This is a genomic window from Winogradskyella sp. 4-2091 (genome assembly GCF_045765065.1).
Classification (GTDB): domain Bacteria; phylum Bacteroidota; class Bacteroidia; order Flavobacteriales; family Flavobacteriaceae; genus Winogradskyella.
In genome coordinates this window covers 165,092-189,768 of sequence record NZ_JBJKOD010000006.1, presented here as the reverse complement: position 1 = coordinate 189,768, position 24,677 = coordinate 165,092, and the positions used below count along the sequence as shown (strand labels likewise).

Sequence of the window (24,677 nt, the reverse complement as noted above, 5' to 3'; positions counted from 1 at the left end):
TATTTGAGTATTAACTTTTTAATGAATGCAAAAGAAGATTTTTTTGTGTTAAATTACAATTGGAATCAAGCAGAGAATCAAGAAATAGCAAGTGTTAAAATCATTGATTATGAGGTTAATAGGTTCAAAGTGTATCCTAAAAATGCTTTGTTTTTAAATAATCAAAAAACTTATGTAATTAATAACAAACATTACTTTCGTTCAGAAAGAATAGAAACAAATAAAGATACACTAACTTTTATCGGTGTGCATTGGATTAACGAGTATCCTAGACATCTACAAGGCGATATTCAATTAGGTCTAAGTAATTTGCTATTAAACCAAAAAGAAGGCATAAGCATTGCTATGATTGGAGATTCTCAAATGGGTTGGCGCGAAGGAAAATATACCAGAAAATGGATTTCAGAAAAATTAAATGTGCGTTTTGTAGGTAATAAAAAGGATGTATTTGGCTTTCCTTATTATTTTGAGAATAGTTATACATCAAATGATATTTTTCTAAATAATTTAAAATTTAATGATACCGATATAGTCATTTTGTATTTAGGTTTACCTGAAAATCGCGAGGATTTTGAAACTAATCTAAAGAAATTTGTTGCCTTAAATGAGGAGAAAGAAATTATAATTGTTCATAACACTTTAGTGAAAGCTGATTCTAGTAAGTTACATTATCTCAATATATCAGAATATAATAAGAGTACGTATTTTAAAGATGATGGTATTCATCTTAACTATAAAGGACATCATAAATTAGCGCAAGAGCTTATAGCTAAATTAATACTAATTGGAGTTGAAAAAAATTAATTGGGACTATTTACAAAATCTGGCACTAATATTAGTGGTTATTACACTACCAATGCCAAAATACAGCTTAAATTCTCAGGCTTTAATTGTATTGATAGCGGTTTCGTTATTTTCTCGAGGTTTCTCAAATAAGATTGCAAATTTAAAACAGAAGAGATTTCAATTTTTTAGTGTTTCTATTTGGTTTCTTATGTTTATAATAGGTTTAACCTATTCAGATAGTTTAGATATTGGCTTTAAAAATATTGTTAAAAACCTTCCATTACTTGCGATTCCTTTAGTAATTTTTAGTCAAGAAATAAGCTTAAAAAAGCTAGAATATATTTTAAAATGGTTTAGTATAGCTGTTATTTGTTGTGCAATCTTTGCATTGATAAAAGCATCTTATTTTACGTATATGGGTTTTGGAAATTACTTTTACAATCAAAATCTCGCGTTGTTATTAAATATCCATACGACTTATTATGCATTGTTTTGTGTTATAGTAATACTTACTAATATGTACTTAATAGTACTTGATAAAAGTAAACGCTTACATTGGGTTTGTGTATTATTTCTATTATTTTTTTTATATTTATTAAGTTCTCGTATGAGCATTTTTGCCCTTGGTATTGGGACGCTACCAATTTTATACAATAAGTACGGTAAAAAGGCATTGACAAGCATTCCTATTATTTCTTTATTAACTTTCGGCTTTTTATTTACTCCAAATTTTCAGAAAAGAGAGAATGGGCAAGAAGATTTTGGGATAAACACTCCAACCTTAAGCACACGTATATTACATTGGCAAGCTGTAATTGATGCGGTAGAAGAAACAAATATATATTTTGGTGTTGGAAGTGGTACGGATAAAAAACACGTTTATACGGCCTATAATGAATTTAATTTTGTCGAAGGTGTTAAACACAAGTATAATGCGCATAACCAATTTTTAGAATATTATATATATTTTGGCTTAATGGCAATTATAGTCTGGTTTTTCTGTTTTTGGGTTTGGATTAAGAAAATATTTAATGACTACTATGCATACCAGTTTTCAGTATTCATAGTGTTAATTTGCTTTATGCTAACTGAGTCTATTTTAGAAAGGCAAAACGGCATTGTTATTTTTGCATTACTACTATCTTTGATATTAAATTGGAATTTTAAAAAAAATGAAGCTTATAAGTAAAATTGCTAGAGTTTTTAACGAAAAACTGAGTAAAAACAATTCTTTAGCCTATTTAGTTTATTTAATTCTACCTAATAATAACGTCATTTTAGGAAGGGAATATCGTAGAATAAAAAGATCCATATCACTTGTAGCACCTCCTCAATTAGATTCCTTAAAAAGTATGCTAAATTTTGTTGTAAATAACGTCCCTTTTTACAGCGATTATAACACTATTAAGTATAAGGATTTTCCGTTTATCAATAAAAAAATAATTGTTGATGAGGAGGAACATTTTTTTTCGAAAGTATATAAAAGTAGAGATTATGAAGTTGTAACATCAGGAGGAACAACTGGTATACCTGCAAAATATTATTCTCCTAAAAACAGATATAAAAAGGAATATGCATATTTTCATTTTCTTTGGGAAAAATTAGGGTATACCAATCAATTACGTGCTGTACTTAGGAATACTAGTTTATCTGAAGATAGAGATTACAAAATTAACCCAATAACAAGAGAAGTTGTATTTGACGCCTTTAGAAATACCGATTTGTATTTCATGCAAATTTATAAAATTATTAAAAAACTTAAAATAAATTACCTACAGGCATATCCTTCATCTGCATACAATTTTTTAAATTTTTGTTATCAAAAAAGTTTAGATTTAAAATTTTTAAAAGGAGTTTTTCTGAGTTCAGAAAGTTATTTAGAATATCAACAATTGTTATTTGAAAAAAAGTTAAATCTAAAAGTTATTTCAGTTTATGGCCATTCTGAAAGGTTAATACTCATTTATAGAGATTTCGCTACTGGTGAACACAAGGTTTTACATCAATATGGATTTTTTGATTTAGTTGACACCAACGGTAACTCAATTACAGAAGAAAATATAGTAGGAGAAATAGTTGGTACCAGCTTAGATAATTTTGGTTATCCCTTAATAAAGTATAAAACAGGAGATTATACTTCTTACAAAAAGTATAATTCAAATGGAGAATGCACATTAAATGAAATTCTTAGCCGTAGAGAGGATTTAAGAATTTATAACAAAGACGAAAGTTATGTTTCGCCTACAGCTCTTAATATGCATGGGGAATTTTATACTAAAATAAAGGGATTACAGTATTTTCAAAAAACAAAAGGTAAGTTAAAGATAAAAATTATTAAGTCAGATACTTATAGGTATGAGGACGAATTGTTTTTGATTAATTTCATGACAGAACGTTTTTCTCCCACTACAGAAATTACCATTGAATATGTTCATAAGTTGAAAACAACCAACAGCGGTAAAAATTTATTGTTAGAATCTAAAATTGAATATTAGAGGAGTTAGGATAAAAAAAATTCAATTTCTATTTAGTTCGATTATCTTATTTCCAATTGATTTAGCAGTAAACTCAACACCATCTTTGTTTTGATGAAGTCCATCATGACTTAGATAATCTTTTTCCCAATTTTCATTATCTAGAATTTTCTTTCTTAAATCTAAAACAATAATTTGTTTGTTCTCTTTAAATTTCTCTATTAATTTTTTAGATAAATCTATATTAAATAAATCCCGCTTTTTGTTGGTTGTAGGGATTGGAGTTAGATATAAAATTTTTGCCTTAGGATTTAACAAGGTTAAGTGTTCGGTTATTTTGGTAATATTTATAAAAGTAGTTTCAATATTATTTTTCCAATCATTAGTACCAAGTAATAACGTATAAAAATCGGCGCTAGGTATGTTGTCAATTCGATTTAATAGCTCACTAGAATTATTTCCGCCCTCACCCTCATGTCCATAACCAAAGATATCAGTATTACTACCTACAAAAATTAAGTTTTCATTAGTATCGTTAATGTATTTTCTTAAATTTTGAGCGTTAGACCACCAGGTTTGACTATCACCAATGGTGCATAATGAAGTAGTGCCAAATTGAATAAAGTCAATATCAACGATTTTAAAATTAATCTTTTTAAAATCCTCAAATTCTTGAGGTGCTTTACCAATCCATTCTATATTAGATAAAACACTTTGATTTTCCTTAAATGAAACCCATCCAAATCTAAAAAAATAGGCATTTTGTAAAGAATCTTTGAATCTATAAATACTATTAAAATTGAATTCATTTTTAAGGTTATTGTACTGAACCGGACTTGAAATATTACCATGTTCTTTGCTAAAAATTATTTTGTTCTTTTTATATTTTACAGTATAATTTCCTAGATCAAAAACAGGTTTAATGTTATTGATATTGTAGTGGTCTTTCTCAACATTTGTTTGATGGGAGTTTTCATTACAGCCTGAACTTATTACAAAAATGAAAATTAAAAAAAGGATATATTTTATTGCTTTTCTCATAGAAGATTTTATTTATACCATACAAACTTACCCGAAAACATGAACAAAGTCAATTATAAAGATAATATTAATACTTTTGCGATTAAATAAACTTAAAAGGTGCTAAACAGTAAAGACAGCTTTGATATTTTAAAGGACTATTGCGAAATAGAAGGGTTTAAAGGTTGGGATCCGTATGATGGTTTAAATAGTTGGGTAATTCAAAAAACGCCTCTCGGGAACTCGCGTTTATTTAGATTAGCTTGGATTCAATTGTTTAAAAGAAACCCAATTAACCTAAGACCATTGTTTGGTATAAAAAAGGAATACAATCCTAAAGGTTTAGGGCTTTTTTTAATGGGCTATTGCAATTTATATAAAAAAAAACCAAGTAATAATTACTTAGAAAAAATAGAGTTTTTAGCTAAGGAAATCATAAAATTAAGAACTAAAGATTATTCAAATTATTGTTGGGGTTATAATTTTGACTGGCAAGCAAGAGCATTTTTTCAACCAAAACACACACCAACAGTTGTTGCGACAACTTTTATAGCGGATGCCTTAATTGAGGCATATGAAATCACTAAGAATGAGGAATATTTAAATGTTGCCATAAGCGCTTCTAAATTTGTTTTAAACGATTTAAATAGATCTTACGACAAGGATGGAGACTTTACATTTTCTTATTCACCATTAGACAAAACACAAGTATACAATGCAGGCTTATTAGGGGCAAAACTTCTATGTCTTGTTTATAAGTACACAAATGATGAAAATTTATTAGCGACTGCCAAATCTGTTGCTAATTATGTTTGTAAGAGACAAAATAAAAATGGCTCTTGGGCATATGGAACTTTACCGTTTCATCAGTGGGTTGATAATTTTCATACGGGTTATAATTTAGAATGTTTAAGAATATATCAAAATGTTTCAAGAGACGAATCATTTAATACAAATATAGAAACAGGAATGTCCTATTATTTAAATACTTTTTTTACCGAAGAAGGGATGAGCAAGTATTATAATGACAAGACCTATCCGGTTGATATTCATGCTCCTGCGCAATTAATCGTTACCTTACATAAATGTAATAGACTAAGTGATAACAAAACGGTTGTGGACAGAGTTTTAAATTGGACAATTGATAATATGCAAACAAAAGAAGGTTTTTTTATTTATCAAAAGAGAAAACTAATTTCTTCTAGAATTCCATATATTCGTTGGGCACAAGGCTGGATGTTTTATGCTTTGAGTTTTTACAATTTAGATAATGAATAGACAAAAGTTTTTAAATACGGAAATAGACAATATTTCTATGGCCGAAACTTTGTGCTGTATTGAAACTGCAATTAAAAACAATGAACAAATTCATCACGTTGTTGTAAATGCTGGTAAGATAGTGGCAATGCAAAATGATTTACAGTTACGTAAAAGTGTTAACGATAGTGATTTAATCAATGCTGACGGACAAGCCGTTGTATGGGCATCCCATTTTTTAAATAAGCCATTAAAAGAGCGTGTAGCAGGCATTGATTTAATGGAAAAGCTGGTTGAATTGGCTTTTCATAAAAGATATAAAATTTTCTTTCTCGGCGCTCAAGAGGATATTGTAAAGTCTGTTACTAAAAAATATGCTGAACAATATTCCAATTCAATAATTGCAGGTTACAGAAATGGTTATTTTAGCAAAAAAGAAGAGTCTATTATTGCAACTCAAATTTCAGAAAGTGGTGCAGATATATTGTTTGTGGCTATAAGTTCTCCAACAAAAGAAAATTTTCTTTACGATAATAAAAAACACTTAAAAAATGTCAACTTCATAATGGGTGTTGGCGGTAGTTTTGATGTTGTTGCTGGTAAAGTAACTAGAGCACCGTTATGGATGCAAAAATCGGGTTTGGAATGGTTTTATCGATTTATTCAAGAACCGAAACGTATGTGGAAGCGCTATCTTTTTGGTAATTCAAAATTTATTTATTTGGTACTAAAAGAAAAATTGACGAAGTGAATAATTTTAAAAACAGAAAATTTTTAAAAATTAATGAAATCCACTACTATTTTAGTTACAGTTCATTAATTAATTCTAATTACCTTTATGGTTTAAAGTTATAAATTGAGTCTATTTAAGCAAGGAAGATATTCAGGTTATTTACGTCCTATTTCATATATAATTGATTTATCAACTATAAATGTTATAGCCATTTTATATTTACTTAAAGATAAAGACCCAGTAATATTTACAGTATTTATATCTGTAGGTTGGGTGTTATTATCTGTTTACTCCCAATTCTACGAAGTTTATAGGTTTACAAGACCGATTAATATTTTATCTTTAATTGTAAGACAATCCATACTTTATTTATTATTAGTATTTGCTTTTTCAGGTTTGTATCATGAGTTAGATATCTTCCCAAGACCAATTGTAAAATATGTACTTCTGTGTTGTTTATTTATTACAATTTTTAAGTTCGCAATCTATTATTTGTTGCAGAAATATAGAACCTCATTTGGAGGGAATTATAGAACGACTGTTATTTTTGGTCTTAATAAGAAGACAATAGCTTTAGATAATTTTTTTAACAAAAATCCAGAATATGGGTATTCTCATAAAAAGACATTTAACTTTAAAAACAACGAGCATACATTAAAAGACTGCTTTCAGTACGTATTAGATCAGAATATAGATGAAATTTATTGCTCTATTTCAGAACTGACTAACGCTCAAATTGCAGATATTGTGGATTTTGCAGATAACAATTTAAAGATTTTAAAATTTATACCAGATAGTAAAGAAATTTATGCTAAAAAGCTGCAATATGAGTATTACGATTATATTCCTGTTTTAAGCCTTAGAAATATACCGCTCGAGGATTCCGTAAATACATTTATAAAAAGAGGTTTTGATATTGTATTCTCAAGTTTTATGATTGTATTTGTTTTGTCATGGTTAACACCATTAATAGCGATTTTAATTAAATTAGAGTCTAAAGGACCTGTTTTCTTTAAGCAATCACGTAACGGGTTTAATTACAAAGAATTTGACTGCTATAAGTTTAGATCAATGATGCCAAACAAAGATGCGCATTTATATCAGGCCACAAGAGGTGATGAGCGTGTAACTAAAGTTGGGAAATTTATAAGAAAAACAAGTATCGATGAGTTACCGCAGTTCTTCAATGTATTGTTTGGTGATATGTCGGTTGTGGGTCCCAGGCCACACATGGTTAGTCACACCAATATGTACGCAAAAAAAATAGATAAATTTATGGTAAGACACTTCGTTAAGCCAGGTATAACAGGATTAGCACAAACGAGTGGCTTTAGAGGTGAAGTAGAAACGGATAAAGATATAATTGGTAGAGTTAAATATGATATTTTTTATATAGAAAACTGGTCACTACTTTTAGATATCAAAATTATTTTTCAAACTTTTGTAAATGCCATAAATGGTGATGAAAAAGCCTATTAGAGAACTTCTTTTAGCGCACTTAATTGCTTTCTAAAATCAAATTGAATCATGGCTGTATGCTGTATTGCGGCTTTTAATTCAAGATTTAATCGCTGTGATGAAATTGATTTTAATACTGTATTTAAATCCTCATAATCACTTTCCTTAGCAACCCAACCAAGGTTATTTTTCTTTATGATATCTTCGCCTTCGCCACCTCCAAAATAGAGCATAGGTAAGCCTAATTTGGCGTATTCAAATATTTTAGAGGGTACTGAGCCATAAATTCTATTTAACAACGGAATTATCGTTAAATCATAGCTCAGCAGAACTTTGTGTAGTTCCGTTCTATTCACTCTACCGTGAAAATATAGAGGTAAGTCCTTATTAGTTTCTATTAAGCTTTTTATAACTTGTTCTTCGGCACCAGAACCATAAATATGAAATTCAATAGCGGTATAATCAATTTCATTACACAGTTTGTAAATTCCTTGTGCCACACCTAAAAGACCAGCGTAAACCATTTTTATTTTACCGTTTGGCGCAGTTGTATCTTTAAGTTTAGGAAATTCAATTTCAGGAAAGTTTCTGTACAAAAACAACTCTGGTTTTGTTGTAATCGTCTTAACATGATTAAGGATTTCGTTGCTTTGTCCTAAAATCAAATCTGCCTTTTTGTAATTAAAAGCTTCAAGCTTTTTCAGTATATTATAAGCAAAACCTTCTTTTAATGCGCCTAATTCTAAGCCTGCGCTTGGCCACAAATCACTAACATTAAGAATAAGTTTTCTTTTTTTATATCTTAAAAGGAACATACAGGTAAAAGACACCAAAAGCGGAGGCGATTGCACAATCACTTTATCAGGAATCTTATGCCACATGATAAACCAAACTAAACTAAAGCTATACGAAAGCATTGCTATTAATCGCAAAAACTTATTTTTAGAAACTGAAGCATAGATCCATAAACGATTAATCTTGATGCCATTTTCAACCGTTTTTGAACTGAATTTTCCTTTATATGCCGAAAATATTTTACCAGTTGGGTAGTTAGGAAGTGGTGTAACCACATTAACATCATAATCATCTTTTAAACCATCTGCTAAATGGAATATTCGGTTAGACGCAGCTCCAATCTCTGGTGGAAAATAACTGGTAATAATCATTAATTTCTGCACTACTATCTTATTTAATATGAGATGTAAATTGTTTTAATTTTCCAGATTTAGAGCGCTCTAAATTCTCTACTCGCTCAAAGTTAATTGTAATGTTTGGCTCGAGGTAGCGAATCATTTCATTTTTAATGGTTCTTTTTTCAACCTCAGAAAGTTTATGTTTACTAACATAGCTGATTTTAAAAGTATCTAAATGTAATTGTGCTACAATAAACTCAGAAACGTTACCATCATTTTCAATTACACTTTTTGTAATATAATAGAAGGTAAGTCCTGCTGCTTTTTTCCCACTTGGTAAAATAACGATATCGTTTGTTCTCCCAATTAGTTTTTTGAGAATAGGCTTCTTAATTGTGCTTTTTTTAGATAAAATCCCAATATCTCCAATATCATAGCGAATAAAAGGATGTGCTTTATTATGTAATGACGTAATTACAATTCTACCTTCTTCTCCATAAGGTAAAACAGAATCATTCTCATCTAGGATTTCTATAAAAAGCGTTTCACTGTTAAGTTGCCATTCGTCTTCAGGATTCTGAAAAGCAATAAGATCTAATTCCGATGCGCCATATTCATTTACCACTGGCACGCCAAACCGCGATTCTAGTAGTGTTTTATCATCATCAAATAACATTTCAGAGGTAACAACGCACACTTTTAGGGTTGTACAAACGGAGTTTAAAATCATATTTTTACGTTTCAAGTACTTTGCAAATTGCACTATAGCGCTTGTATAACCGTTAATGTAATCAAAATCTGTTGTTCTAAATTTTTCTAAAGTCGCTTCATGAGCTGTATCACTTAAATCAAATACCGAAAACCGAAAACGGTTGCTAAAATAATCTTTTAATCGTTCCTTATAATAACCTTTCTTATCTAAAGGTATACCATAAAAACGTGCCTGTTTTGACTTATTAAAATCAATGTTATACCAACCAAATCTATCTGTAATTTCCGCCCAAGTAAGCGCATGCGACCATTTATCTTTAGCAAAAACAAAGGGATCTCCAGAACTGCCAGACGTTTTATTGAGATAGACATTTTTAGTAGTAAAACCATTACTTAAACGTTGTTCTAATGGCTGTTGTAAATGACGTTTGGTTAGTATAGGAACAGAATTCCAATCCTCGAGATCAATAGACTTTCCTAGAGTTTTATAAAATGAATTGTTTTCTAAATGATAAGAAATGATAGCTTTTTTTTGTTCTTCAATATAGGCTTCAAAATCAGATGCGTTTTTCCCTTTAATATTGTTTAACGCAGCTTTAGCCTTGTGGATATCAAAGCCGTTTAATTTTAGTGAAAAATCGAATAGTTGCAAAGTGTTTATTGCCTTTAAGGTTTGTGTAAAATAATTGTTTTTTAAGCTGAAAACCAATTATTTTTGTCCAAACAATTTATTAGCATGAATATTTTAGTACTTGGTTCAGGAGGAAGAGAACACACATTTGCATGGAAATTAGCTCAAAGTGACCGTTGTAAGGCTCTTTTTGTAGCTCCTGGAAACTCAGGAACACAAGCGATTGCGACAAATTTAAATATTGGTGTAACTGATTTTGAAGCTATTAAATCAGCTGTTTTAGAGCATAAAATTGATTTAGTAGTTGTTGGGCCAGAAGATCCATTAGTACAAGGAGTTCATGATTTCTTTTTAGAAGATGAAGCTTTAAAACATGTTTCAGTCATTGGGCCTGAAAAAGCCGCAGCGGAATTAGAAGGAAGTAAGGAATTTGCTAAAGAATTTATGATGCGTCATGATATTCCTACAGCAGCTTATGAGAGTTTTACAGAGGAAAATGTAGAGGACGGTTACAAGTTTTTAGAAACCCTAAATGCACCTTACGTTCTAAAAGCAGATGGTTTAGCAGCAGGTAAAGGTGTTTTAATTCTAAATGACCTACAAGAAGCTAAAGATGAATTAAAAAGCATGCTGGTAGATTCTAAATTTGGAGATGCAAGTACCAAAGTGGTTATTGAAGAGTTTTTAGATGGTATTGAGTTAAGTTGTTTTGTGCTTTCTGATGGAAAAGATTATAAAATTTTGCCAACTGCAAAGGATTATAAACGCATAGGAGAAGGCGATACAGGCTTAAACACAGGAGGAATGGGAGCCGTTTCTCCAGTGCCTTTTGCAACAAAAGAATTTTTAGATAAAATTGAAAATCAAGTTGTAATTCCTACAGTTGAAGGTTTAAAGAACGATAATTTACCATACGTAGGTTTTATATTTATTGGATTAATTAAAGTAGGTAATGCCCCTAAGGTAATTGAGTATAATGTTAGAATGGGAGACCCGGAAACAGAAGTTGTTTTGCCAAGACTAAAAACTGATTTGGTAGATGTTTTTGAAGCGATGTCTAACCAAACGTTGTCTCAAATTAATATTGAAATTGATGAACGTGCTGCAACAACTGTAATGTTAGTGTCTGGTGGTTACCCTGAAGCTTATGAAAAAGGAAAAGAAATCACAGGAATTGAAAAAATAACAGATTCTATTGCGTTTCATGCAGGAGCCAAATTACAAGACGGTAAAGTTGTAACTTCAGGTGGACGCGTTATGGCGATAACTTCGTACGGAAATAGTTACCAAGAGGCCATAAAAAAATCTTATCAAAGTATAGAAAATCTACATTTTGATAAGATGAATTATCGTAAGGATATTGGTTTTGATCTATAAATATGAATGAGAAGAAATACTCTTATCTTCTTCACCATTTTCATTGTATTTCTTAAGTTGTAGCATCCAATATACAAATGCAACAAAACCAATTGCCATAAAAATCCATGAAAAGATGTTGGCAGAAAACCAGCTCTCAAGTTCCAATGCTCTAAGGGCATCAAATGGTGCGAATAATACATTCACAAATAAATCCGCTATTCCGTTAAAGAAATCAGTCATAACTTTATAAATTTACACCAATTCTAATTTTCTGAATTGGAATTAAAATGCGAAAATACAAAAACTGTTAATGATTACAAGTGTTTTTAGTAAATCTAAGCCTATAAACTTCATATTCGTTGCGGTTTATGTCTCGCTATTTTTTATTCTAACAAATTACACACTACTTTTTTCAGATTTAAATACCACTGTTGCAACACTCTTTAGATGGCTCGTGACGTTATTTTTAATTTTTCTGTTAGACTTTATTGTTGCTAAAAATAATTTAACGCAAAGAAATAGTTATGCAATTTTAACTTTTGGTTTACTGTTCGGGATGTTTCCAGATGCGATGGCTCATTTAAACATTTTAATATCTAATTTGTTTATACTATTTGCGTTAAGAAGACTTATCAGCTTGCACTCTAAGCTAAATATTAAAAAGAAATTATTCGATGCAGCATTTTGGATTACTTTGGCATCATTTTTCTTTTTTTGGTCAATATTGTTTTTTACCCTCGTTTTAGTAGCTTTAATTTATTACTCCCAAAATGATTTTAAAAACGTAATTGTTCCGTTTATAGCGGTATTAACCGCTATAATTTTACTATTGATTTATAATATTATTTTTTACGATTTATACTTTAGACCAGAAAACTTTGATCGTCATTCTAGTTTAGATTTTACGTCATATAATAGTAAAGAAAACGTTTTTAAACTTACCGTCATATTTAGTTCTCTTGTATGGACTTTATTCTATTATTTTAGAATGATACCTGATAAGAATAAAAAATTAAAACCTTCATATTTTATCATTGCGTGGGCTTCAATATTATCGCTTTTAATTGCGGTTATTGCTCCTGTAAAAAACGGAAGTGAGTACCTGTTTTTGTTTGCTCCGTTTTCTATAATTATGGCTAATTATATCGAAGTGATTTCAGAAAAATGGTTTAAAGAAGTATTTATTACGCTTTTATTAATTACACCGATAATTAGTTTACTGCTGTAATTTATTACCAAAGGCTAAATCGCCAGCATCGCCTAATCCAGGAATAATATAACCTTTTTCATTCAGTTTTTCGTCAATATCAGCAATCCAAAGTTTTACGTCAGAATTAAAAGCATTAGAGACATATTCTACACCTTCTTGCGCACCAATAATACTAACTAAATGAATTTCTTTTGGTGTTCCAAATGGTTTTAGCGCTTCAAAAGTAGCGACCATAGATTGTCCTGTGGCTAACATTGGGTCTGCTAATATTAAGGTTTTACCTTCTAAACTTGGACAAGCTAAATATTCCACTATAATTTCAAAACTTTCTGGGTCATGTTTATGATGTCTATACGCTGAAATAAAAGCGTTTTCAGCTGCATCAAAATAATTTAATAAACCATTATGTAACGGAACACCAGCTCTTAAAATAGAGCAAAGTACAATGTCTTTTTTGTGTAAAACGGTTGTTGCGGTTCCTAAAGGTGTTTCTATATCGTGTACTTCAAATTGAAGCGATTTACTTAATTCATAACCCATTATTTCGCCAATACGTTCTATGTTTCGTCTAAAGCGCATACTGTCTTTTTGTACGGTTTTATCTCTTAATTCAGACATAAAAGTATTTAATATTGAAGGCGTTTCAGAAAGGTTATGAATTTGCATAATATGTAATTTAGTTCGGTCGTTAAAGTTAATAATTCAAACTATATTTGTAAACATTAAATTGATTTCATTATGTTTTCAGAAAAAGCAAACGCCATATTTCAAGAGGTTATTAAGACTTACAAAGTTTTAAATACAGTAGACCAACCTTTTACAAATAAGTATGATAAAAACGATGATTTAATTGCACATTTATTATACAGAAAATCTTGGATAGACACGGTTCAATGGGCTTACGAAGATATTATTAGAGACCCAAACATTGATCCTGTGGCGGCTTTAAAGTTAAAGCGAATGATTGATGCTTCTAACCAAGATAGAACAGATACTGTTGAATTTATAGACAGTTATTTTCTAGATAAATTTAAAGACGTTTCTGTAAAACCAGATGCAAAAATCAATTCTGAAAGTCCAGCTTGGGCTATAGACAGATTATCAATTTTAGCCCTTAAAATTTACCACATGCATCTTGAAACCGTTAGAGAAGATGCAACTGATGCGCATAAAGCTTCTTGCCAAACAAAATTGAATGTTTTATTAGAACAACGTGTAGATTTAAGTACTGCTATTGACGATTTGTTAGAGGATATTTCTAAAGGCGAAAAGTACATGAAAGTGTATAAGCAAATGAAAATGTACAATGACGATGAACTTAATCCTGTTTTAAGAGGACAGAAGTAATTGATGAACCTGTAAGGTTTTCAGAACCTGACAGGTCTGTATAAGAATGCCAAAACCAAAACACATACTAGTCCTTAGGTTTTCTGCAATGGGAGACGTAGCAATGACAGTGCCTGTGTTGCGAGCATTAACCACACTACACCCTGAACTTAAAATAACAGTCGTAACTAGAGCATTTTTTAAACCTTTTTTTCAAGATTTGGAAAATGTAACTGTGTATGAAGCCGATTTAAAAGGCAAACACAAAGGTGTTTTAGGTCTTTATAAATTATCTAAAGAATTAATATCCTTAAATTTTGATGCTGTTGCAGACTTACATAACGTATTACGAAGTAAGATTTTAAAGTTCTTTTTCTTCGGAAAAAAAGTGGTGCAATTAAATAAAGGTAGAGCTGAAAAAAAAGCATTAGTTTCTGGGAAAAAGTTTACACAATTAAAAACCACACATCAACGCTATGCTGAGGTTTTTAAAGTTTTGGGTTATTCCGTAGATTTATCGCAACCTAGATTTCCTGAACCTAAATCTTTGTCTGAAAATTTAAAATCGTTTATATCAAAAACAGACTTAAAAACAATTGGCATTGCACCTTTTGCTGCACACCAAAGTAAAATGTATCCATTATCTCAAATGGAAGTAATAATTACAGAATTATCTAAAAATTACAATATCATCTTATTTGGAGGAGGACAAAAGGAAGTCGAAATTTTAAATCAGTTTGAAACCAAATATAGCAACGTAACATCTGTAGCCGGAAAATTAAATTTAGAAGAGGAGTTAGCTCTTATTTCAAATTTAGACCTCATGTTAGCTATGGATTCTGGTAATGCACATTTAGCCGCAATGTTAGGCAAAAAAGTAATTACAATTTGGGGCGTTACGCATCCATTTGCGGGATTTGCACCTTTTAATCAACCTAAGGATTTTTCGCTTACAGCAGACAGAGAACAATTCCCATTAATCCCAACATCAATTTACGGAAATAAGTTTCCTGAAGGTTATGAGAATGCTGCAGGTAGTGTTTCAGAAGCTGCAATCGTTTCAAAAATAAAAGCCGTTTTATAAAACTTCCTATTAGAATTTTTTGTCCTCAAAATTATACGAAGTTATATCACGGCAAATAATTAACCTAACATCAAATCGAGTGAAATTCTTTATTTAGAATTTTGTATCGAGAACCTTTCGAAAATAAAAAGACCTATCAGAGTTTTAATTCTGATAGGTCTTTTTTTTGTCTTAAATCTAAAAGCGAAGCGATCTAGACTCTTGGCTCTATTTAAACATCATCATAATCCACAGCAATAGTAGCTGAGGTAGGATGCGCTTGGCATGTTAATATTAAACCTTCGGCAACTTCACTATCTGTTAAAATGTTATTCTGGCGCATTTCTGCAGTTCCTTCTGTAACCTTTGCAATACAACTACTGCAAATTCCACCTTGACAAGAATAAGGTGCATCAATATCTTGTTTTAAAGCGGCATCAAGAATAGTTGCTTTTTGAGACATGTTGAATTCAAACTCTTCTTCATCAACAACCACTTTAATTTTAGTTTCGCCAGATGGTAAATCTGTAACAGCTTCAGCTTCAGTTTCAACAGGAGCTGTAAATAATTCAAACTTAATGGCTTTTTCTTTCACACCATTTTCAATTAAAACATCTTTAACTGTATGAATCATTTGTTCTGGTCCACAGAGGTAGAAATTTTCTATGGTAACACCTTTGTATTTGTTCTTTACAATAAGGTTAACAGTGCTTTTTTCAATACGTCCAAATAAGGCATCTTCTTCTTGCGATTGACTGTAAATAAAGTGCGCATGAAAACGATTATCGTACTCTTTTTTCAATTGTAATAATTGGTCAATAAACATAGCATCAGCCAATGTTTTATTACCATACACCAGGATAAAATTACTAAAAGGCTCTTCTTCTAAAAGTGTTTTTGCAATACTTAATACAGGTGTAATTCCGCTTCCTGCAGCAAAGGCAGCTACAGTTCTGGTTTTAGCCGCATTAGCTTCAAATATAAAGCGACCATTAGGTTCTGCAACCTCTAAAGTGTCGCCAGCTTTAAGTGCTGTGTTGGCATAGACAGAAAACGTTCCGTTTTCAACTGCTTTTACTGCAACGGTTACATTTCCGCTATTTTGAGAAGCACAAATAGAGTAATCTCTTCTAATATCTTCGCCGTTTATGGTAGTTTTTAAGGTAATATATTGTCCGGCTTTAAAGCTGAATTTTTCTTTAAGATTTTCAGGAATATCAAAGGTAATAGCAACTGAACTGTCTGTTACTTTATCAACTGATTTTATAGTGAGTGAATGAAATTGTGACATTATAAATAATTTTCTGCAAAGATAAACATTCTACTTTAGACCAGACAGGTTTCATAAACCTGTCTGGTCTTTTTTAATACATCTCATACCTAAGTTTCTTATACATAAGAAAATTATGTATATATTTGTAATACAATGAGCAATTCAAAATTATATAAAGGGAGTTTAAATACTATTATTTTAAAGCTTTTAAATGAGCACGATAAAATGTATGGTTACGAGATTACCCAAAAAGTAAAGGCATTAACCAAAGGCGAACTGAAAATCACAGAAGGCGCATTATATCCTGCGTTACATAAGTTAGAAGCCGAAGGTTTACTAGATGTTGAAGTCGCAAAAGTAGATAATCGTTTGCGTAAATATTACAAGTTAACGGAAACAGGAACTAAAGAAACCGTGACTAAGCTTGAAGAATTAGCTGAGTATATTAAAACAATGCAAGCCTTGGTAAATCCCAAACTGGCATAATTAAGGTTGACCTCGCGGGTTTTAAAAACCTAGCAGGTCTAAAAGTAAATTAACAGTGAAACTAACAAAACAAGAAATACAATTCATAGACAACTACCTCATTAAAAATGAGGTTAAGTTTTGGGATGTGCGTATAGAATTACTAGACCACATTGTTTCTGCGGTTGAAGATAAAATGACTAACGAAGGTATTTCGTTTAATGAAGCTTTACTAGATGTTCATAGAAGTTTTGGCAACCAATTTATTGAATTTGGAGTTTCAAAAGATAAGATTTTTGAAAAAGGACTTTATCAGAGCAATGCTGGATTTAAGAAGTTTATTAGAAATAAGCAAAAAGAAATAGGAAGAAAAAACAGAAAACGGTATTGGGTTATATTTAGAGAAACGTTCTTTTTACAAAAATTTATATTAGAATATATTGTGTTCATACTTGCTATATTTATCACATATCAGTATAAACCTAAGGCAGCTTTTATGATAGCATTATTAGCTTTAGTAGTGCCAGAATTATTAAAGTTTAAGTACGTATTTAAAAAAGGAGTACGTCATTCCTTAAATGCTAACATGGTAGGTTTACTTAATACTTCATTTTTATGTTTTCAAGGAATGTTTTTAGATTTCTATAAAGATGAGTTTACATATAATGGCATAATTGATTATCGCTATATTATTTGTTTTTATGTTTTAGTTTATCCTTTAGTGAGAGTAAGTTTTAATCTATATAAAGAAGTGCTGAATACTACAAAAGAACGTTACAAGCTTTTAATATCATGAAACTAACCGAATCCCAAATACAAGACCTCTACTCATTTACAAGGCAACATTTTGTAGAACATTACGATTTACAAACCGAACTCGTAGATCATTTAGCCAATGATATTGAAACGCAGTGGCAAGAGCAACCAAAACTCAGTTTTGAAGATGCCAAAAACAAAGCCTTTAAAAAGTTTGGCATTTTTGGTTTTATGGATGCTATCGAGCAGAAAGGTAAGGCTATGAATAAACGCTATAGAGGATATTTGTGGAACGAGTTAAAAAAATGGTTCGAGATTCCGCAGGCATTTGCAACGTTAGGTTTGTTTCTTCTATTTTATTTTTCTTTTACATCATCTTTAGCTGTTGAATTAGCCATTACCTATTATGTTTTAGTAATTATTTGGTCTATAACAAAAAGTATCTTGCTGAATAGACAGTTTAAGCGTAGAAAAAAAGCATCAAATAAAAAATGGCTATTAGAGGAAATGATTTTTAAACAGGCAGGAGGTACGTCGTTAGTTTTTTTGTCTCAGATTTATAACATTCATATAGTGACTGGCGATTTCTTATCTAATCCTTATGTAATTGTATTATTAGCAATGGTATTTACTATTATCGCTTTAGTTTATTACATAAGCTTTGAACTGATTCCAAACAAAGCCGAAAAACTACTAAATGAAACCTATCCAGAATTTAGTTTGTAACAAATTCTTCGTTTTTAATACTTACTACATAAACCAACCCATCATTACATTATGATAAAACACTTTCTCAATCTAGAATGGAAACAATATTTCCGTTCATCTTATTGGCAAAAAAATATGGCCATCAATATCTTAATGGTGTTTTTTGCGCTCTATTTTATTGTAATGTTTTTAGGCTTAGGCTTCGGGCTTCTCCTTATTTTAAAGAAAACGTTTCCTGACCAAGACCCATTTGTAATAGCTAATGGCTATGTGTTTTTCTGGATAATTGGCGACTTAATGATGCGCTTTTTTTTACAAAAGTTGCCTGTAATGAGCGTAAAGCCTTTATTAACGCTTCCTATTAAACGGTCAACGGTTGTTAATTATGTTTTAGGAAAATCGGTAGCTTCCTTTTTTAATTTGTTGCCTCTGTTTGCTATAATTCCATTTAGTATTATGCTCATTATGGATGGTTATGCTACTTCAATGATATTAACATGGCTATTTACCATGATAATTTTGGTGCTGATTTCAAATTTCTTAAACTTTATTATCGAGGCATTTTCTTCAGAAAAAGAATTATCATTTTTACCAATTATTACAGTGGTTGGTGTTTTATTTGGCTTAAATTATTTTGGTGTGCTGCCAATGACTACGCTAATAGGAGACGCACTTTTAGGGATAGCGAATAATCCTATTCTAATATTGGTTCCAATAGCGATTTTAGCTGCTTGCTATGCTTATAACTTTAAAATTTTAAAAAGTAAACTCTTTTTAGATAGTTCTTTAAAATCTAAAGTTGCTGAAGTTAATGCAGCAGATTTATCTTGGACAGAACGTTTTGGAGACGTTGCACCATTTATGAAGCTAGATTTAAAACTCATTTGGAGAAATAAGCGTACCAAATCCATGGCGTTTTTACTATTAATTGGTGTTTTGTACGGTTTGTTCTTTTATCCGCAACCTATATACAGAGAAATGACTTTTATGTTTGCTTTTATCGGAATTTTTTCAACAGGATTTTTCCTTATTAATTTCGGACAATTCATTCCGGCTTGGGATAGTGGTTATTACAAACTGCTAATGAGTCAGAATATTAAATACGAGCAATATTTACGTTCAAAATTCATTTTAATGGTCATTAGTGTAGTGTTACTTTTTGTACTCGGCATTCCTTATGTGTATTTTGGTTATAAAATTTTAATTGCGCATTTCGCTGCAGCTATTTATAATATTGGTGTGAATACTCACGTGATACTTTGGGGAGGATCCTTCAATCGAAAAAAAATAGAATTAGATAAAAAAGCCGCTTTTAATTACCAAGGTACAGGTGCTGTACAATGGCTTATTGGTATTCCGTTAATGTTGGTGCCAATGGCAATGTTTGGCCTAGTAAATTGGTTAGTAGGTTTTGCAGCTGCAGTAGCTTTACTTATCGTTTTAGGATTGGTAGGCATCGTTTTTCATAAAAAACTAATGAAAGCCATTACACATAAATATCTAGATTCAAAATACAAAATGATTAACGCGTTTAGTCAAGACAATTAATACAACACAACCATGATACATACAAAAGACCTTTCAAAAACATATAACGGAACAACCGTTCTTAACATTGAAGAATTAACTATTCCTAAAGGCCAAAGTTTTGGTTTAGTTGGAAATAATGGTGCGGGAAAAACAACCTATTTCAGTCTATTACTAGATTTAATAAAACCTACCACAGGAAACATTACAAGTAATGATGTTGTTGTAGACCAAAGCGAAGACTGGAAACCTTTTACATCATCGTTTATAGATGAAAGTTTTTTAATCGGTTACCTTACACCAGAAGAATACTTCTATTTTATTGGAGAATTAAGAGGGCAAAACAAAGCCGATGTTGATAGCTTAACATCAAAATTTGAAGATTTCTTTAACGGAGAAATTATAGGAAAGAAAAAGTATCTTAGAGATTTAAGCAAAGGAAACCAGAAGAAAGCCGGAATTGTAGCTGCGCTTATTGGTAATCCTGAAGTTATTATCTTAGATGAACCTTTTGCAAACTTGGATCCAACAACTCAAATAAGACTAAAACAAATTATAAAAGATTTAGCCGAAAAACAAGGTGTCACTGTTTTAGTCTCTAGCCACGATTTAATGCATGTTACAGACGTATGCGAAAGAATCGTTGTACTAGAAAAAGGGAATGTCGTAAAAGATTTAGAAACCAATCCTGCAACCTTAAAAGAGTTAGAAGCGCATTTTGCTAATGGAGCAGTGGTTTCTCAGGAGGAGGAGTAAAAGCCCCTTTAATTCCCCAAAGGGGAAAACTGATATATGCACAACTTGCGAGTATTGTACGTTGTGCTTTTTCATAATTACAATTCTATTTTTTAAGTAACAGTGAGCCTCTACGTCCCTCTGCCTTCGCGTGAATTTTATGTTTTCAATAAAATCCCTTAGCAACAAAGCATTCTAATATCTTCTAAAATTCAGCCGCAAATTCAAAAAGATGCTTATTTTTACCACCTAACACACTAAACAGTGCGTTTTTCAGTTATCTATAATACCAATTTAATATTGAATTATGTGCAATAATTTAATGTTAAATGGGTATCAAATTAAATAGAACCAACGTTTGAAAACCTATTACAAATTTATATTACTCCTATCATGTGTAGCTTTGATTGCTCAAAGTTGTTCGCGAAAAAAAGATAAATTCATAAATAAGAAGTTTCATGCTCTTGCAACTAAATATAATGTGCTTTATAATGGTAACATAGCTTTAGAACGCGGAATTGAAGGTGTAAATAATGAATTCACTGAAAACTTTTGGGAGCTTTTGCCTATTGAAAGAATGGCTGTTGCAGAAGATATTTTCCTTCCTGGCCAGATTAAAAATGCAGATTTTGAACGTGCGGAGGAAAAAGCGATCAAAGCGATCCAAGTACATGGAATGAATATTGGAGGTAAAGAAAAAAATCCTCAAATAGATGAAGCCTATTTACTTTTAGGTCAAGCACGTTATTTTGATCAGCGTTTTGTGCCAGCTATGGCAGCTTTTAATAATATTTTAAATAAATATCCTACTAGCGATAAAATTAATCAGGTAAAAATTTGGCGCGAAAAAACAAGCATGCGTTTAGATAATGATGCTGGTGCTATAGAAAAATTAAAACGTTTACTTGAAGAGGAAAAAGGTGTTATCGAAGGTCAAGATTTGGCAGATGCTTCAGCAGCATTAGCTCAGGCTTATCTTAACACAAAATCTAAAGATAGCGCTATTGCTCAATTGGCTATAGCTGCAGAACACACAAAAATTAAAAGAGAAAAAGCACGCTACCATTTTATTAGAGGACAATTGTATAACCAGTTTGGTAAAAAAGATAGTGCTAATATAGAATTTGATGCTATTATAGATATGCATCGCCAAGTACCAAGATCATTTTATATTAATGCTCATTTAGAAAAGTCTTATAATGCAGATGCGTCAAATGTAGATGATGTTGAGTTTCAAGAATATCTTACAGATTTAGAAGAAAATAGAGAGAATAGGCCCTTTTTAGATAAGATATATTATCGTATTGCAGAGTATCATCGTCATAAGATGTCAGATAGCCTTGCTGAGGTTTATTATAATAAATCGCTTAGAAAAACAAAATCAGATAAATATCTTAGATCCCTCAGTTACGAAACTTTAGGTAACATGTATTTTGATAAAAATGTTTACAAAACTGCAGGAGCTTATTATGATTCTACATTGACGGCTATGGTGTTAAATTCTAAACCATATAGAATTATAAAAAAGAAGCGTGAAAATCTTGATGATGTTATATATTATGAAAGCATAGCACAAACTAATGATAGCATCTTAAGGGTTGTAGCTTTACCTAAATCAGAGCAATTAGCAATTTATACACAGCATGCAGAGAACCAAAGGTTAAAAGCATTAGAAGAAAAAAAGGAACGAGAAGAAGCTATAAAAAAACAAAATAATCAACCAACGCCTAGTAATAACAATAGCCAAAGAGCTGAACGTAGCCCTAGAGCGGCAGGAAGTCCTCCAGGAATGATTACTGATACGCAACGAAGATCAGGAAGTAGTAGCTTTTACTTTTATAATACAACAACGGTTTCTTATGGTAAAAGTGAGTTTTTAAAAATTTGGGGAGATCGTAAACTTCAAGATAATTGGAGGCACTCTAGTGAGCGAGCTAGTATAGCAAATTCAACTAAATCAGACAGTTCATCTGTAGATGAGGTTGTAGATGTTCGCTTTAATCCAGAAACGTATTTAGCATCGTTACCAACTAAAAAAGTAGAATTAGACAGTATTGCTAAAGAGCGTAATTTCGCATATTATCAATTAGGAATAATCTATAAGGAAAAATTTAAGGAACTTATTTTAGCAAAAGATAAGCTTGAAAAGCTCCTAGAGAATAATCCTGAAGACCGATTAATTTTACCTTCAAAGTATAATTTATTCCGTATATATACTGAACTTGGATTAAACAGAAGAGCAGAAGAAATGAAACTAGCAATAATTACCGATTATCCAGAGTCGCGTTATGCAGAAATTCTTTTAAATCCACAGTCAGAATTATCTAAGGACGAAAATAGTCCGGAAGCAATATACACAAGGCTTTACAAACAGTTTAATGATGAAGAATACGAGGCTGTTATTGCGGAAGCAGAAGCGCAGATTAAGCGATTAGAAGGCGATGATTTTGTGCCTAAGTTCGAAATTTTAAAAGCATCTGCCAATGGAAGACTTTTTGGTTTTGAAGCTTATAAAAAAGGAATTAATTATATTGCTTTAACCTATGGCAATACAGAAGAAGGGAAAAAGGCGTTAGATATTATAGAAAACGCATTTCCTATATTAGAGAAAAAGGAATTTGTAGTAGATGATACTGCAGATAAATTCAATGTTATTTTTCAGTTCGAAAATAATTCGGGTGAAGATATTGAAGCGTTTATTAAGATTTTAGATGAAGAAGTAGCTAAAATAAAGTACTTTGATCTAACTACATCAAAGGATGTTTATGATGAAAACACTACCTTTGTTGTTGTTCATGGATTAAAAAGTATTGGCGGAGCAAATGGATTTGCTGAATTACTTAAGTCAGAAGAAAAAGACAAGAGAGGTCGACCTATTAAACCTAAAATAACTAGGCCATACTTTGCAATTTCATCACCGAATTACGCCATAATTCAGAGACACAAAAACTTAAATGCGTACTTAAAATTACAGTAATTTAAAACCAAATCAACATGTTTTCACCAGACAAAAAAAAACAAAAACACTCAAGTATGGAAGCAACTACACAACAAAATATCATAGCACAAGGCACTAAAATTGTAGGCGATATTGCAAGTCAAGGACCATTTAGAATAGACGGAACTGTAGAAGGTAACGTAAAAACATCTGGTAAAGTGGTTGTAGGTAAGTCTGGTTACATAAAAGGAACTTTACAAGGCGAAAATGCAGATTTTGAAGGTAAATTTTCTGGTAAACTTATATTATCTGGAACATTATCTCTTAAATCTACAGCTCATATTGAAGGCGAAGTACATATTACAAAATTAGCTGTAGAACCTGGAGCAACATTTAATGCTACTTGTAGTATGAAAGGAACAGTTAAATCATTATCTAACGAAGCTAGTAAGCCACAACTTTCACAAAGTGCCCAAACCAGGTAATAGACCAAGTAAGTATTTAAGATTTACGTCAGTTGCGTTTCAAATGGGAGGCACTATTTTTCTTGGTAATTATTTAGGTCAATGGCTAGACGCCAAGTATGATAGAGATTTTTGGGAAACTACACTAACACTTTTATCTGTTTTTGCTTCAATGTATTTAGTAATTTCTCAGGTCATTAAAGTTTCTAAGGAAGATGATTAAGGCAGTAGCGACTTACATTATTTCTTTTAGCATATTGTTTGCGCTTATTTATGTTTCGCAGAATTATATTCTTAACGCATCAGGTAAAGTTATAAGATTTAGTCTTTGGGATACAAATATGTTTTTTGCTTTATCGTCATTTATAATCTGTATACATTTTCAATTCTTTTCAGGTATAAAAAGCATTCAACCTCAATTAGGATTTATCTATTTGCCGACGTTATTTATAAAAGGTATTTTGTTTTTTCTCATGTTTAAAACTTCAATCTTTGAATTGGAAGCCTTATTAACAGCAGAAAAATTAAATCTTTTAATTCCATTGTTCTTGTTTCTAGGACTAGAGGTGTTTTTTGTCGTTAAAATCATTACTAAAAACGAGACCTAAATATTAAGCATAAAAACGCATTGTTATTTTAATAAATTACGT

25 protein-coding genes are annotated in these 24,677 nt (G+C 31.1%); 19 read left to right on the top strand and 6 right to left on the bottom strand.

Features of this window, described 5'->3' with window-relative positions; translation table 11 throughout:
* The first annotated feature begins 21 nt into the window (after window positions 1–21).
* Genes ACJBCC_RS10190 through ACJBCC_RS10180 form a run of 3 tightly spaced genes read left to right on the top strand, consistent with a single transcriptional unit; the run spans window position 22 to window position 3,281 of the window.
* Complete coding sequence (locus ACJBCC_RS10190; RefSeq protein ID WP_299098147.1) at window positions 22–804, top strand: hypothetical protein; 783 nt, start codon at window positions 22–24, stop codon at window positions 802–804.
* A complete protein-coding gene (locus ACJBCC_RS10185) occupies window positions 791–1,975 on the top strand; it encodes an O-antigen ligase family protein (protein ID WP_407557109.1) in 1,185 nt (394 codons plus the stop codon). The genes ACJBCC_RS10190 and ACJBCC_RS10185 overlap by 14 nt, the downstream gene beginning before the upstream one ends.
* Window positions 1,959–3,281 carry a hypothetical protein gene (locus ACJBCC_RS10180; protein WP_299098145.1) on the top strand — a complete coding sequence of 441 codons (1,323 nt, stop codon included), beginning with the start codon at window positions 1,959–1,961 and terminating at the stop codon, window positions 3,279–3,281. The genes ACJBCC_RS10185 and ACJBCC_RS10180 overlap by 17 nt, the downstream gene beginning before the upstream one ends.
* A 21-nt stretch (window positions 3,282–3,302) precedes the next feature.
* Here the strand turns inward: ACJBCC_RS10180 and ACJBCC_RS10175 are convergent, their stop codons facing one another.
* Window positions 3,303–4,301 (bottom strand): SGNH/GDSL hydrolase family protein, encoded by a 999-nt coding sequence (locus ACJBCC_RS10175; RefSeq protein ID WP_407557108.1) that lies wholly within the window; start codon window positions 4,299–4,301, stop codon window positions 3,303–3,305.
* 99 nt (window positions 4,302–4,400) lie between these two features.
* On the opposite strand from ACJBCC_RS10175, the gene ACJBCC_RS10170 reads away from it, so the two are divergent.
* From ACJBCC_RS10170 to ACJBCC_RS10160, 3 genes are all read left to right on the top strand, one after another.
* Window positions 4,401–5,558 carry a delta-aminolevulinic acid dehydratase gene (locus ACJBCC_RS10170; RefSeq protein ID WP_299098143.1) on the top strand — a complete coding sequence of 386 codons (1,158 nt, stop codon included), beginning with the start codon at window positions 4,401–4,403 and terminating at the stop codon, window positions 5,556–5,558.
* The gene (locus tag ACJBCC_RS10165) at window positions 5,551–6,288 is read left to right on the top strand and encodes a WecB/TagA/CpsF family glycosyltransferase (protein WP_299098142.1); all 738 of its coding nucleotides are present in this window, start codon (window positions 5,551–5,553) and stop codon (window positions 6,286–6,288) included. Before ACJBCC_RS10170 ends, ACJBCC_RS10165 begins: the two co-directional genes overlap by 8 nt.
* Window positions 6,289–6,393: 105 nt before the next feature.
* On the top strand, window positions 6,394–7,749 hold the full coding sequence (locus ACJBCC_RS10160) for an undecaprenyl-phosphate glucose phosphotransferase (protein ID WP_299098141.1): 1,356 nt from the start codon (window positions 6,394–6,396) through the stop codon (window positions 7,747–7,749).
* Here ACJBCC_RS10160 and ACJBCC_RS10155 read toward each other — a convergent pair.
* Both ACJBCC_RS10155 and ACJBCC_RS10150 read right to left on the bottom strand, forming a co-directional pair.
* Window positions 7,746–8,906: a glycosyltransferase family 4 protein gene (locus ACJBCC_RS10155; RefSeq protein ID WP_299098140.1), complete on the bottom strand. Its 1,161-nt coding sequence runs from the start codon at window positions 8,904–8,906 to the stop codon at window positions 7,746–7,748. The two genes, ACJBCC_RS10160 and ACJBCC_RS10155, sit on opposite strands and share 4 nt — an antisense overlap.
* Window positions 8,907–8,913: 7 nt before the next feature.
* Window positions 8,914–10,224 (bottom strand): phenylacetate--CoA ligase family protein, encoded by a 1,311-nt coding sequence (locus ACJBCC_RS10150; protein ID WP_299098139.1) that lies wholly within the window; start codon window positions 10,222–10,224, stop codon window positions 8,914–8,916.
* Window positions 10,225–10,308: 84 nt separating this feature from the next.
* On the opposite strand from ACJBCC_RS10150, the gene purD reads away from it, so the two are divergent.
* On the top strand, window positions 10,309–11,580 hold the full coding sequence (purD, locus tag ACJBCC_RS10145) for a phosphoribosylamine--glycine ligase (protein WP_299098138.1): 1,272 nt from the start codon (window positions 10,309–10,311) through the stop codon (window positions 11,578–11,580).
* On the opposite strand, the gene ACJBCC_RS10140 is transcribed toward purD, so the two are convergent.
* Window positions 11,575–11,802 (bottom strand): DUF6341 family protein, encoded by a 228-nt coding sequence (locus ACJBCC_RS10140; RefSeq protein WP_299098137.1) that lies wholly within the window; start codon window positions 11,800–11,802, stop codon window positions 11,575–11,577. The genes purD and ACJBCC_RS10140 overlap by 6 nt on opposite strands.
* A 70-nt stretch (window positions 11,803–11,872) precedes the next feature.
* On the opposite strand from ACJBCC_RS10140, the gene ACJBCC_RS10135 reads away from it, so the two are divergent.
* On the top strand, window positions 11,873–12,790 hold the full coding sequence (locus tag ACJBCC_RS10135; RefSeq protein WP_299098136.1) for a DUF6427 family protein: 918 nt from the start codon (window positions 11,873–11,875) through the stop codon (window positions 12,788–12,790).
* Here the strand turns inward: ACJBCC_RS10135 and upp are convergent.
* On the bottom strand, window positions 12,779–13,438 hold the full coding sequence (upp, locus tag ACJBCC_RS10130) for a uracil phosphoribosyltransferase (protein ID WP_407557107.1): 660 nt from the start codon (window positions 13,436–13,438) through the stop codon (window positions 12,779–12,781). The genes ACJBCC_RS10135 and upp overlap by 12 nt on opposite strands.
* A gap of 72 nt (window positions 13,439–13,510) precedes the next feature.
* On the opposite strand from upp, the gene ACJBCC_RS10125 reads away from it, so the two are divergent.
* Together ACJBCC_RS10125 and ACJBCC_RS10120 are read left to right on the top strand one after the other, a co-directional pair.
* Window positions 13,511–14,119 carry a DUF4254 domain-containing protein gene (locus ACJBCC_RS10125; RefSeq protein ID WP_299098134.1) on the top strand — a complete coding sequence of 203 codons (609 nt, stop codon included), beginning with the start codon at window positions 13,511–13,513 and terminating at the stop codon, window positions 14,117–14,119.
* 46 nt (window positions 14,120–14,165) lie between these two features.
* A complete protein-coding gene (locus ACJBCC_RS10120; RefSeq protein ID WP_407557106.1) occupies window positions 14,166–15,182 on the top strand; it encodes a glycosyltransferase family 9 protein in 1,017 nt (338 codons plus the stop codon).
* A 211-nt stretch (window positions 15,183–15,393) separates the two neighbouring features.
* Here ACJBCC_RS10120 and ACJBCC_RS10115 read toward each other — a convergent pair whose 3' ends face one another.
* Window positions 15,394–16,452 (bottom strand): 2Fe-2S iron-sulfur cluster-binding protein, encoded by a 1,059-nt coding sequence (locus ACJBCC_RS10115; protein WP_407557105.1) that lies wholly within the window; start codon window positions 16,450–16,452, stop codon window positions 15,394–15,396.
* Window positions 16,453–16,587: 135 nt separating this feature from the next.
* Here ACJBCC_RS10115 and ACJBCC_RS10110 point away from each other — a divergent pair, with 135 nt between their 5' ends.
* The 9 genes from ACJBCC_RS10110 to ACJBCC_RS10070 all read left to right on the top strand — a co-directional run bounded on the left by ACJBCC_RS10110 (window position 16,588) and on the right by ACJBCC_RS10070 (window position 24,635).
* On the top strand, window positions 16,588–16,920 hold the full coding sequence (locus ACJBCC_RS10110) for a PadR family transcriptional regulator (RefSeq protein WP_157364119.1): 333 nt from the start codon (window positions 16,588–16,590) through the stop codon (window positions 16,918–16,920).
* A gap of 55 nt (window positions 16,921–16,975) precedes the next feature.
* A complete protein-coding gene (locus ACJBCC_RS10105; RefSeq protein WP_299098130.1) occupies window positions 16,976–17,695 on the top strand; it encodes a hypothetical protein in 720 nt (239 codons plus the stop codon).
* Window positions 17,692–18,381 carry a hypothetical protein gene (locus tag ACJBCC_RS10100; RefSeq protein WP_299098128.1) on the top strand — a complete coding sequence of 230 codons (690 nt, stop codon included), beginning with the start codon at window positions 17,692–17,694 and terminating at the stop codon, window positions 18,379–18,381. Before ACJBCC_RS10105 ends, ACJBCC_RS10100 begins: the two co-directional genes overlap by 4 nt.
* 51 nt (window positions 18,382–18,432) lie before the next feature.
* Window positions 18,433–19,911 carry a DUF5687 family protein gene (locus ACJBCC_RS10095; RefSeq protein WP_407557104.1) on the top strand — a complete coding sequence of 493 codons (1,479 nt, stop codon included), beginning with the start codon at window positions 18,433–18,435 and terminating at the stop codon, window positions 19,909–19,911.
* 12 nt (window positions 19,912–19,923) lie between these two features.
* Window positions 19,924–20,646, top strand: coding sequence for an ABC transporter ATP-binding protein (locus ACJBCC_RS10090; RefSeq protein WP_299098124.1), 723 nt, complete (start codon window positions 19,924–19,926; stop codon window positions 20,644–20,646).
* 337 nt (window positions 20,647–20,983) lie between these two features.
* A complete protein-coding gene (locus ACJBCC_RS10085) occupies window positions 20,984–23,602 on the top strand; it encodes a tetratricopeptide repeat protein (RefSeq protein WP_407557103.1) in 2,619 nt (872 codons plus the stop codon).
* Window positions 23,603–23,619: 17 nt separating this feature from the next.
* Complete coding sequence (locus ACJBCC_RS10080) at window positions 23,620–24,048, top strand: polymer-forming cytoskeletal protein (RefSeq protein ID WP_299098120.1); 429 nt, start codon at window positions 23,620–23,622, stop codon at window positions 24,046–24,048.
* Complete coding sequence (locus ACJBCC_RS10075; protein ID WP_299098118.1) at window positions 24,032–24,250, top strand: AtpZ/AtpI family protein; 219 nt, start codon at window positions 24,032–24,034, stop codon at window positions 24,248–24,250. Before ACJBCC_RS10080 ends, ACJBCC_RS10075 begins: the two co-directional genes overlap by 17 nt.
* Window positions 24,243–24,635, top strand: a complete 393-nt coding sequence (locus ACJBCC_RS10070) for a DUF6168 family protein (protein WP_367179551.1) — start codon at window positions 24,243–24,245, stop codon at window positions 24,633–24,635. The genes ACJBCC_RS10075 and ACJBCC_RS10070 overlap by 8 nt, the downstream gene beginning before the upstream one ends.
* Window positions 24,636–24,677: the final 42 nt, after the last annotated feature.